The 11106-nt window shown below is 40.3% G+C and carries 10 protein-coding genes and 5 tRNA genes; 2 read left to right on the plus strand and 13 right to left on the minus strand.

The features are described from left to right. Positions 1 to 18: 18 nt before the first annotated feature. From nusG to IPI59_05975, 10 genes are all read right to left on the minus strand, one after another. Positions 19 to 621, minus strand: coding sequence for a transcription termination/antitermination factor NusG (nusG, locus tag IPI59_05930; GenBank protein MBK7527089.1), 603 nt, complete (start codon positions 619 to 621; stop codon positions 19 to 21). A gap of 69 nt (positions 622 to 690) precedes the next feature. Further along, a complete protein-coding gene (gene secE, locus IPI59_05935; GenBank protein MBK7527090.1) occupies positions 691 to 912 on the minus strand; it encodes a preprotein translocase subunit SecE in 222 nt (73 codons plus the stop codon). A 33-nt stretch (positions 913 to 945) separates the two neighbouring features. Next, a tRNA-Trp gene (locus IPI59_05940) sits at positions 946 to 1018 on the minus strand. Between the two features lie 286 nt (positions 1019 to 1304). Beyond that, positions 1305 to 2501 carry an elongation factor Tu gene (gene tuf, locus IPI59_05945; protein MBK7527091.1) on the minus strand — a complete coding sequence of 399 codons (1197 nt, stop codon included), beginning with the start codon at positions 2499 to 2501 and terminating at the stop codon, positions 1305 to 1307. Between the two features lie 49 nt (positions 2502 to 2550). After that, positions 2551 to 2622, minus strand: a tRNA-Thr gene (locus IPI59_05950). 27 nt (positions 2623 to 2649) lie between these two features. Then, a tRNA-Gly gene (locus IPI59_05955) sits at positions 2650 to 2722 on the minus strand. Positions 2723 to 2929: 207 nt separating this feature from the next. After that, positions 2930 to 3012, minus strand: a tRNA-Tyr gene (locus tag IPI59_05960). A gap of 40 nt (positions 3013 to 3052) precedes the next feature. Next, positions 3053 to 3125, minus strand: a tRNA-Thr gene (locus tag IPI59_05965). A 106-nt stretch (positions 3126 to 3231) separates the two neighbouring features. Continuing rightward, the gene (gene raiA / locus IPI59_05970; GenBank protein ID MBK7527092.1) at positions 3232 to 3534 is read right to left on the minus strand and encodes a ribosome-associated translation inhibitor RaiA; all 303 of its coding nucleotides are present in this window, start codon (positions 3532 to 3534) and stop codon (positions 3232 to 3234) included. Between the two features lie 58 nt (positions 3535 to 3592). After that, a complete protein-coding gene (locus IPI59_05975) occupies positions 3593 to 4531 on the minus strand; it encodes a tyrosine-type recombinase/integrase (GenBank protein MBK7527093.1) in 939 nt (312 codons plus the stop codon). Positions 4532 to 4593: 62 nt separating this feature from the next. On the opposite strand from IPI59_05975, the gene IPI59_05980 reads away from it, so the two are divergent. Beyond that, complete coding sequence (locus IPI59_05980; protein ID MBK7527094.1) at positions 4594 to 5838, plus strand: S8 family serine peptidase; 1245 nt, start codon at positions 4594 to 4596, stop codon at positions 5836 to 5838. Between the two features lie 193 nt (positions 5839 to 6031). Here IPI59_05980 and IPI59_05985 read toward each other — a convergent pair whose 3' ends face one another. Beyond that, the gene (locus IPI59_05985) at positions 6032 to 6232 is read right to left on the minus strand and encodes a dodecin domain-containing protein (GenBank protein ID MBK7527095.1); all 201 of its coding nucleotides are present in this window, start codon (positions 6230 to 6232) and stop codon (positions 6032 to 6034) included. A 279-nt stretch (positions 6233 to 6511) separates the two neighbouring features. Here IPI59_05985 and IPI59_05990 point away from each other — a divergent pair, with 279 nt between their 5' ends. Beyond that, the gene (locus IPI59_05990; protein MBK7527096.1) at positions 6512 to 7534 is read left to right on the plus strand and encodes a fumarylacetoacetate hydrolase family protein; all 1023 of its coding nucleotides are present in this window, start codon (positions 6512 to 6514) and stop codon (positions 7532 to 7534) included. Positions 7535 to 7591: 57 nt separating this feature from the next. Here the strand turns inward: IPI59_05990 and IPI59_05995 are convergent, their stop codons facing one another. Both IPI59_05995 and IPI59_06000 read right to left on the minus strand, forming a co-directional pair. Further along, positions 7592 to 8647, minus strand: a complete 1056-nt coding sequence (locus IPI59_05995; protein MBK7527097.1) for a hypothetical protein — start codon at positions 8645 to 8647, stop codon at positions 7592 to 7594. A gap of 211 nt (positions 8648 to 8858) precedes the next feature. Then, positions 8859 to 10997, minus strand: coding sequence for a SurA N-terminal domain-containing protein (locus IPI59_06000; GenBank protein MBK7527098.1), 2139 nt, complete (start codon positions 10995 to 10997; stop codon positions 8859 to 8861). Positions 10998 to 11106: the final 109 nt, after the last annotated feature.

Here is an 11106-nt window from a genome sequence, read left to right on the forward strand (position 1 = left end):
TAAATATGGTATATTTTGTTAGGCTTGCTTTTCAACCTGTATAAAATTAAGTTCAACAGGTGTTCGGCGGCCAAATATTTTAACAATTACTTTTAATTTTTTCTTTTCGTTATTAATTTCTTCGATGACGCCATTAAAATCGTTAAAAGGCCCGTCAATAATTTTAACTGTTTCGCCAATTAAAAATGGTTCAACGCTTACTGTTTCTCCGCTTTCTTCCATCTCATCTACTTTGCCTAAAATACGGTTAATTTCGGCCTTTCGCAACGGAACTGGTGTATCTTTACCTAAAAAACTGATGACACCTGTTATAGCAGTAATGGTAGAAACTATGTCAGAGTTTAGTTTTTTTTCTACTGCTTCAACCAACATATATCCCGGATAAAAATTGCGCTCTTTTATTGTTTTTTTACCGTTTTTAATTTGATACACCTTTTCAGTCGGTGTTACTACCTGTTTAATAATATCCTCCCACTTCGAGCGTTTTACTTCCAACTCAATATATTCGCGCACTTTGCGCTCTTTGCCACTAATTACCCTAAGCACGTACCATTTTGTATCTGAACTTTGCTCATTTAATAATGAGTCGTGTTCTTTTACGTGTGTAGTATTATCTTCCATTATTTATTTTATACTTAGACTTACAAATTTATTTTCCGGAAATTCAACAAGTAAAAAATCAATTACTTATTAGCTAAATATTTGATAAATATAGTGCAAGATACCTTCGAAAAATTTATTTTCCGGATTGGCACCAAAAATAAAATCTACTAAAAAAACATAACCGGTTAAAATTGCTGTGGTTACCAGCACTAAGCGGGTATGCACAAACAATTCGTCCCATGTTGGCCAAGTAACGCGCTCGCGCAGTTCAATAGCGGTTTCTTGTATATATTGCTTTACTTTATCCATTGCAAAATAAGCGTAAATGGTTAGTTAGGTTAGCACGGGCGGAAGGGTTCGAACCCACGACCTACGGTTTTGGAGACCGTCGCTCTACCAGCTGAGCTACACCCGTAAATTAATTAAATTATGAACAAATAGTTTTACAGACAAACAGTTTGTTTTTTTGTTGTTATTTAGTTTCTTATTTTAAAGACAGCAAATAAGACTTTATTGTTTAAAGTATGACTTAAAACAAAACTAAAGCCTTATTTGCTAATATCTTTAATGGCATTTTGCATTACATTGTTACATTAGTAGGTATATCAGAGCGGCAGATGAATAAAATACTATTTAAAACATTTAAACCATTGCCTTTTTTGCTTGCCCGCTTGTTTATAACACTGTTTTGCTTTATTTGTTTACTTTAAAATTTCGGTTACCTGGCCAGCACCTACGGTACGACCACCTTCGCGGATAGCAAAACGCAAGCCTTTTTCAAGAGCTATGGGGTAAATAAGTTCTACCTCAATGGTTACGTTATCGCCGGGCATTACCATTTCAACGCCTTCAGCCAATTTAATTGTACCGGTTACGTCAGTTGTCCGGAAGAAAAACTGTGGGCGATACTCGTTAAAGAACGGTGTATGGCGGCCCCCCTCTTCTTTGCTTAGTACGTAAACTTCAGCTTTAAAATGGGTGTGTGGGTTAACCGAACCAGGTTTGCAAATTACCATGCCCCTGCGAATATCTTCTTTGTCTATACCACGCAACAACAAACCTACGTTATCGCCGGCTTCGCCGCGGTCTAATATTTTACGGAACATTTCAACTCCGGTACAAGTTGAAGTTAGTTTTTTAGCATCGATGGGGCGTAAGCCGATAATATCTACACCTTCGCCAGTTTTAACTACGCCGCGTTCAATTTTGCCGGTAGCAACTGTGCCACGGCCAGTAATTGAAAATACGTCTTCAACGGGCATCAAGAAGGGTTTGTCAACGTCGCGCACGGGCAACGGAATCCAAGTGTCAACAGCATTCATTAGTTCCATTACTTGGGCTTCGCCTTCTGGGTCGGCGTTAAGGGCTTTAAGAGCCGAGCCTTTAATAATTGGAATATTGTCGCCATCGAACTCATAGAAGCTCAATAGTTCACGCATTTCCATTTCTACTAATTCTAACAATTCGGGGTCATCAACAAGGTCAACTTTGTTCATAAACACCACCAATTGAGGCACGCCTACCTGGCGGGCTAATAGAATGTGTTCGCGGGTTTGTGGCATAGGGCCATCAGTAGCAGCAACCACCAAAATAGCGCCGTCCATTTGGGCAGCACCAGTTACCATGTTTTTAACGTAGTCGGCGTGGCCGGGACAATCTACGTGTGCATAGTGGCGGTTTTCGGTTTGGTATTCAACGTGGGCAGTATTAATAGTGATACCACGTTCTTTTTCTTCGGGGGCCGAGTCAATAGAGTCGTAAGAACGCAACTCAGAAAGACCCTTGCGGCCTAAAACCAATGTAATAGCGGCGGTAAGGGTGGTTTTGCCATGGTCAACGTGGCCAATGGTGCCAATATTAACGTGGGGTTTACTCCTTACAAAATTCTCTTTAGCCATGAGAAGAAACGATGTACAAGTTTGAAGTTAATAATAAAAATAATAAAAGAGCCAACGATGAGGATTGAACTCACGACCTCTTCCTTACCAAGGAAGTGCTCTACCGCTGAGCTACGTTGGCTTAAATAATTAAATACCAAAGTATTTGAGCGGAAGACGAGGTTCGAACCCGCGACCCTCAGCTTGGAAGGCTGATGCTCTACCAACTGAGCTACTTCCGCATAGTTAATAAATTAATTAACTAATAAAATTATTAGTTAAGTTGGTTTGTTTTTGTTGTTGTTGTTTATGTTAGCTGTACCAGATTGTATTATGTGTTACGCTGCCACTGTTGCTCTTAGGGATATCCAATAAAACGATACAAGTTTGCCTGCAAAATAATTAATTAACTACCTATTGCATGGGCAAAGCGATCAAAAATACTAGAGTGGGGGGAGAAGGATTCGAACCTTCGAAGTCGAGCGACAGCAGATTTACAGTCTGCCCCAGTTGGCCACTTTGGTATCCCCCCTCAATAAAACATTAAAGTCAAAGTACAACTAACAAAAACGAGCCAATGGAGGGACTCGAACCCCCGACCTGCTGATTACAAATCAGCAGCTCTACCAACTGAGCTACATTGGCAAAAAAAACACTATTTGAGTAGGCACTTAGCAATAAGTGTTTTTCAAATGGTGTGCAAAGGTACGGTTATTTTTTTATCCGGCCAACTATATTCGAAATTTTTTTTTTAATGTTGATGTAATTTTTCTTTGTACTTTGTAAGTTGCCTTTTAGCATGTTCAACTACTACATCGCAAGCTTCTTCAAAACTTAGGCAAGTTTCGGTAGTTACAATGGTGTTTCCGGGCAAGTGCAGCTTAAGAGTTAGCGTTTTATCGCGTACTATGTGTTTTTTACCTTCTAAACTCAAATAAACATCAGCATCAATAATTTGCTCAAAATAATGTGCTAATTTGCCAACTTTTTGCTCAACATAATCAAGCAGTTTTACATCGGTTTTAAACTCGTGGGCATGAAAGTTAATTTGCATACATTACAAAATTAAATCGTGAACAATATGATTTATATAAATAACAAAGGCTTACGGGTTAGCCCTCGCCTTTTGGATGTGCTTTTTGGTAAACTTGTTTTAATTTTTCGATGGTGTTGTGGGTGTAAACCTGTGTTGATGCTAACGAACTATGGCCAAGTAAATCTTTTATGGCATTTAGGTCGCCGCCTTGGTCTAACAGGTGTGTGGCAGTTGTATGGCGTATAGTATGGGGGCTACGATGTTTTTGAGTGGTTATATAGTTAAGGTACTTCCTTACAATCCGGTAAACATATTCGGGATATATTGAGTTCCCCAAATTTGTTAAAAAAAGTGAGTGGTCGGCACTGTCTTTAAAACGCTCATTTCGCACATATAGTATATAATGTTGCAGGGCTTGACTTAGTCTTTGGCTTATGGGTATGTTGCGCTGCTTGTTTCGTTTGCCGTTAATATGCAAAATACCGTTTGCCGCATCTAAATCGGTTATTTTTAGCTGGGTTAGTTCGCTGCGCCTTATGCCAGTTGCATATAAAAGGTCTAATATTAAATACTCGGTTTGACCTTTAAAATTAGGGGCAAAAAAGTCGGTACTGGCATCAAATAATTGTTCCATGCGTGGTTGCTCTATCCAGGCAGGCAGTTGTTGAGGTTTTTTGGGTGTTTTTACTGACTGTGCAGGATTTACCGGACAATTATGCCGTTTTTGTAAATACCAATACAATGCCTTTATACTTGATAATTTACGAGCTACGCTTGCCGGATGGTAACCTTGCGCCATTAACCTGGCCAACCAACTGCGTATGTGCTTGGGTGTAATTTGTTCGGGATTAATAGTGTTGGCTGCATTATCCGGAAATTTTCCGGAAATAAAAACCATAAATTGCTTCAAATCATTTTGATAGGCAATAAGGGTGTGAGCCGAAAATCTTTTCTCTTTTTCCAAATAAATTAAAAAACCACCTAACAAATTAAACAAACTTGCGTCTTTGCTCATAAACAACGTAATTTACCTGCGCAATGTAGGGCAGATATTTGAAACTACCAAAAAAAATTACTATGCCTAACCAAACACAACAAAATTTAGACTTAACCGTTCCCGAAAAACCTTTTCAGCTACCCGGATTAGAATTAGCAGTTTTATTAACTCAAGCCAGCTCGTTCATTCGTGTCAATGAGGCTCGAAACCAATTTAACGTATCCGGAAAAAATTATAATGTTGCCGTTATTGACACCGGTATCAACCCAAACCACGTTGATTTTACCGGAAGAATTATCACACAAAAAAACTTCACCGCCGACAACAACGCCAACCCAAACGATGCTACCGACGGGCATGGCCATGGTACAAATGTAAGTGGTATAGCCGTAGCAAATGGCGTTCATATTGGCATTGCGCCACAAGCGGGCATTATACCCATAAAGACCTTTGCAAATGACGGTGGTTCAAACACTGTAATACTTACCAATGCCTTACAATGGGTGCTCGATAATTACAAAAAATACAATATATCTGTTGTCAATTTATCGTTAGGCGCTAAGGGTAGTAATCTTACACATGAAAATGACTATTTAAACGAACCTGTAACACAAATAATTAAAAAATTAGCCCAAAAACGGGTGGTTTGTGTTATAGCCGCCGGAAATAGCTTTTTTGACCTCCAAAGCAAACAGGGCATGGGCTACCCTGCCATAATTAAAGAGTGTATTAGCGTAGGTGCCGTTTACGACTCGGGCGGTATGGTGTATAAAATTGGTGGCACCGAAGCTAAAAGTGGCCCCGGACGCATTACCCCTTTTTCGCAAAGGCTGCATGAAAGCATCAATAAAGCCCACCGAACCGATATTTTTGCCCCCGGAGCGCCTATTACCTCGTCGGGCATTAAAACACCACAAAGCAGTTCAACACAATCGGGCACCAGCCAAGCTACGCCAGTTGTTGCGGGTATGGTACTGCTTTTACAAGATTTTTACGGTCAAATTGCAAAAGCCGCCAATAACCAAGGCATTTTTACGAATCCCTTACCTTCGGTTAATTTATTGATAAGTTGTTTACGTGGCGGCGGTGTTGTAATTAATGACGGAGATGACGAAGTGGACAATGTACAAAATACCGGACTTAATTTTATTCGCCTCGATGCCGTTGGCGCGCTAACCGCCATGCAAAACAGGTTTGCTATGTTTTTTTCGTCAAACCGAGACTTTCAAAGCAGCGAAGATTGTATTACCGAACGCGGCGGCGTTAAAACAAACTGCAATTTTGATTACACGTATCTGTTAGACGACGAGGTAGAACAAAATTAGCTGACAACAGCTACAACAATACATTAATTTAATTTACCTCGATATCTTTTTCTCTTAAAAAACAGTAAAGGGGCACCTGTGTATCAACTACAAGTGCCCCTTTGTTTTTTCCGGAATTTTGTTTCCTAAACTGACTTCAATCCGGAGCCGCAATATGGTAAACTATTGCTTGCTAACAACATTTTTTCAGGTGTTAATCTACCTCAAAAGTAATTTTTAAGGTTACGCGGTACTCGGTAATTTTGCCACTGCTTACTACTACGCTTTGGTCTTGCACGTATGCCGACTTTATGCCATGCACACTTTCACTTGCCTTTGCAATGCCCGTAGCGGTGGCATCTTCCCAACTTTTTGTAGAATTCGACAAAACTTCGATAACTTTTAAAACAGACATTTAGGTAAAATTTAAAATATCAAAAAATAGTATGTTATTATTTTTTATTAGCGGTAACAACAATATTAGAGACTAAAAACGTGCCAAAACCTGCAGCTTCACTATTGTTTAATTAACATTTAAACACCTCATCAACACAAATGTTTAGCTTATGACGACAATTATGTTTCCACGTAACAAAAAATCACCAGCAATCTTATGAAGTAAATTGTCCTATCTTTGCACAAACAAACTAAAAAACAAACAAACAATATTTGCCCGTCTGGCTTTGCTTACAACATGAAACTTATAAGCTACTATAACCAAACCGACCAATTAGAACAAGCCGCTATTTTAGTAGGTAGCATGGCCTACGATTTAAACCTTTTAGACAAAGAACTGCCCCCCACTATGGCCGAGTTTTTGTTTGGCGAAGATGAAACAATGGTGCTTGCCAAAGCCTACGATGCACAAATTAAAGCCGGCAACAAAGTTCGGGCAACACCCAAGCCCATTCAGTCGTTAGCTTTACTTGCGCCCGTACCGCACCCCCCCTCGCTGCGCGATGCCTATGCTTTCAGGCAGCATGTAGCCGCTGGCCGCCGCAACAGGGGTTTAGATATGATTCCGGAATTTGATGAGTTTCCGGTTTTTTATTTCAGCAACCACCACGCTATTAATGGTCCTGGCGATATTGCCGTAATGCCCGACCATTTGCATCAACTTGATTTTGAATTAGAAATTGCCGCCGTTATAGGATGGGCGGGGTATAATATACGCGCCGAAGAAGCCGATGATTTTATTGCCGGATTTATAGTGATGAACGATTTTAGCGCACGACTTTTACAAATGATCGAAATGAAACTTAACCTTGGACCAGCCAAAGGTAAAGATTTTGCCACCGCCTTAGGCCCCTACTTGGTTACACCCGATGAATTACAGGCCTTTGTTTGCCCCACACCTAAAGGACATATTGGCAAACAGTATAATTTAAAAATGCAATGCAAAGTAAACGGAGCGTTGGTTTCGCAGGGAAGCACTGCCGATATGAACTGGACGTTTGCCGAAATTATTGAGCGCATTAGTTATGGCACCGAAATGTATCCGGGCGAAATAATTGGCTCGGGAACTGTTGGCACCGGATGTTTCTTAGAGTTAAACGGTACTGCCAAACATCAAAACCCAAATGCGTTCGAAAATTGGCTAAAATTAGGCGACGAGGTAGAACTTTCAATCGAAGGTTTAGGCGTACTTTATAACCGCATTATTAAAAGCGAAGACGACTTTTCAATTTTAGCACAACAAAAAAAATTCCGGAAATAAAAAACCCAAAGACCAACTAATTAATAATACTACCGTTTAGAATCAGCTAAATATGTCCTATAACCCATCATTAGCCGTTAACTTTGTGTGCTGTACCAACCACTCGGCATTAATTAGCAAAGTTTCATGTGTTTCGGGGTTGGGTGATAGTTTGGCAAATTTTACCAAATCGGCGGTTTTTAATATTTCGCTTAGGTATTGGGTGGCTATGGCATCTTTAAAGTCAAGGGTGGCTGCTTGTTTTAAAATATCGGTGGTAACAGCCTCTAAGGCCGGTATTTGGTAGCGATTTTCTAAATACTCGCGGACAATAAAGCTCAATTCGCTGTAATAAGCCTTTACCTTGCCTTGTTGCCAAAGTTTAGCCTGTGCAAGTTCGTTTAGTTTTTTCAAAGCAATTTCGTGGGCAGGGCGCGGCTCAATCTGCTTATCTTGGTCAGTTATAACGGGCAGTTTATTTTTTTTGCGTTTTTTATATTTGTAATACCACCAGAACAATACCAGCAAAACAAATAAAAGTGCTAAAAATGGCCAATAAGGTATTAACTCGCGCCAGCTAAAAGCCACCTCTAAATTGCCTTTATTGGGCATAATATCTTGTTGTGGATTAACAGTTACTAAATTTACGCGCAAAGTCAACGAATCGGTATAGTAAGTTTGCGTTGCACTGCCCTGTTTTACAATAATTGGCAAAGGTGGCACTGTATAATTGCCCGAGTCCCAAGCCGTAATATATACAGTTTGATATTGCATTTTATTGGCTACTGATAAAAGGCTGTCTCTAACCGGATTTGTTTTTACTATTTCGAGGCCGTTAAGCAAAGTGGTATCAGTCCAATTAGGCCAGGTTTGCACGGCCATCTCAGGTGATCCTTGTGCTTGTTGCAATTGTACCGCCACTTGTAATTGTGCTTGTTCGCCTATGGCCAACAGGCTACGGTTTAACGAGGCTGTTGCCAATGGTTTACCTGTTATTATTTGCGTAGTTTGCGCCATAGCCAAGCCTATTGCACTGCTAACAAGATAAAAAATTCCCAAGCCCATGCTAATACTAAAAATTAACACAATATGGGTAATTATGTCAGTTGCATTCGTAATTTTTCTCAAGCACATACCTCTATTTTTTTGATTAGCTGTATTTAAGCACCATGAACCGTTTTAAAAAACTAACCGCCCTTTGCTGTTACCCATCCGGATGAACAGTAAAAGGGCGGTTGGTTGTGGGTTATCTACATATGTATATACATTAAAGTGTATGGTAAACTTAGCAATCAAAACACTTAGCTATATACAAAGTTTAGCTTATTATGCTATATCAGTTATTTTAACGGCGAACAGCAAAGCGATTGTCTGTGATGTCGGCTTTTTTAACTAAGGCGGGCAATACGCTCATATCAACCGGTTGGCGTGCCATATTGTTCAAATTAGCTTTTTGTTGAGTAATATCGCCACTTTGTGGGGCGTCAGTTAGCGAACTTAGCTCAACAACGTACACGCCTTTTTCGCCTTCAATAGGTTTTGATACTTGTTTGGGCTGTAAACCAAAAATAGTGCCTTGCAATTTGGGTTCGCGCCCAATATTTGGCAAGTTTGGCGATTTAAAGTCTAAGCCGACAGCAGTTTGCACTTGTTGGCTTGTTGCGCTGGCAACTTCATCTAGGGTAGCTGCGCTTCCAATTTTAGCGGCAATTTGTGCCATTTTCTTTTGGCGTTTTACCAAAGGTTCAACTTTTGCTCTCACATCTTCGGGGGTGGATAAACCCTTGGTTTTAACTCCGGTTAAAGCAGCAATTACATAATCCGTTTTAGCACTGCCATTTTCGTTTTTCCCGTTAATTTGGAAGACCGACTCACTAACGCTATTCAGTTTCCCTTTAAATGCCCAAGCCACTACATCATTAGCAACACCAAGTCCGGGTATATTATAATCGCTTCGTTTAAGGTCGGTTGCATCTTTTAAGGTAAGGCCGCGTTGTTGCGCTGCCGACTTAAGTTCTTCGTAGGTTTTATTTGCCGTTACTATGGCCGATGCTGTATTGTATATAGAGTCGGTAGTAGCTTGGCTGGCTTCTATATTTTTAGTTAATATAGCCAATTTTAAGGCTTGTTTGCTGGGTTTAGCATTTAAAATTTCGACAATATAAACGCCATCCTCTGCTATAATTTTAAATATATCGCCTTGTTGTTGCTTGGCAAAGATTGCATTATTTAAAACATTGCCATTAAAGCCACCGAATTTGGTATAGGGCAGTTTACCGCCTTGTGTCTTTGAGCCTTCGTCTTGCGAGAACTGTGCAGCTAAGGCAGCAAAATCGCCACCATTTTTAACAACTGCAAGAAGGCTGTCAATTATTTTTTTGTCTGCTTCAAATGCTTCCTTAGTGTTGGGGCGTCTTACAATTTGCCGGATTTGGGCAGAGTCGGCCACCATTTTTTTATCGAGTATTTTAGCAAGCCTATATGAGTTGGCTTCAAAATAAGGGCCATAAACTGTTCCGGCTTCAAAGGTAAACAAGGTGTCTTTAACCGATGTAGTCAATTGGTCTTTGGTTTTATACAACGAATCGTATGGGGTATCTGAAAACTGCACCTGCATAAAATTGTCAATATCGGTGGTCGTTTTCATTTGTTCGGCTTTTTCGCGCATTTCGTTTTCTAATTTAAGGCGGTCGGCTTGCGAGGCCTCTACCGGAAAACTAAGATACGCAATGTTGCGGGTATCAAATTTATTTTGATAAAGGTTGGCGTTTTGGCTGATATAAGATTTTAAATCGCTGTCAGTTACAGTAATATCGGCGTCGGCTACGGTTTCGTAGGGTACTAACACGTAACGAATATCGGCTTTTTGCCCTGTTTCGCGGTTGTTTTCTTGGGCAAAAAACGCGGGAGTATAAACTGCTTTTTTAATAAGCGAAGTATAACGCTTGCGAAGTTGTTCGGCATAAACCGACTCTTCAAAACTTTTCCAACGGGCGCGGCGTTCGGCGGCATCGGCAACGTTTTCGTCGTTAAATGAGTTGACGTATTCGCGCATTTTTTCGATGCTGAATTTTCCGGTTTCGTCAAAAAAAAGTGTTGCCTGCCTTAAAGACGGATGCAGGTTTTTTTCGTCGGTAAACAGTGCGCGCAACTCATCGTCTGTAATGTCGAGCCCCAACAGCTTGTACTGGCGCTGGGCAATTGATTCTTGTACCATATTATCCCACGCCGATTCGCGCATTTGTAGGCGGTCAGCTTCGGTAACATCGTTGCCGCGGTTATCAATTACCTGCTGGGCTTTGTTTTCGTAGTCTTGCATGGATATTTTTTCTCCATCTACGGTGCCCGCGTACATACCCGCACCGCTGCCAAATATACCTGTGCGCGAGTCGAAGGCATCCATTACCAAAAACATAACGATAGCAAGCGCAATAAGAAATACCAACAGACCAACCCGTTGGCGAATTTTACTAATTAAAGCCATTTTTTAATGTATTTTTGCAAATAGAGCGCAAATGTAGCAATTTTTCTCGAATTTTCACCTTGCTTTTTTTACTTGCGTAATTTGAAAGTAAATATTTTTCAAACATGCT

The organism is Sphingobacteriales bacterium (assembly GCA_016706405.1).
GTDB lineage: Bacteria > Bacteroidota > Bacteroidia > Chitinophagales > UBA2359 > BJ6.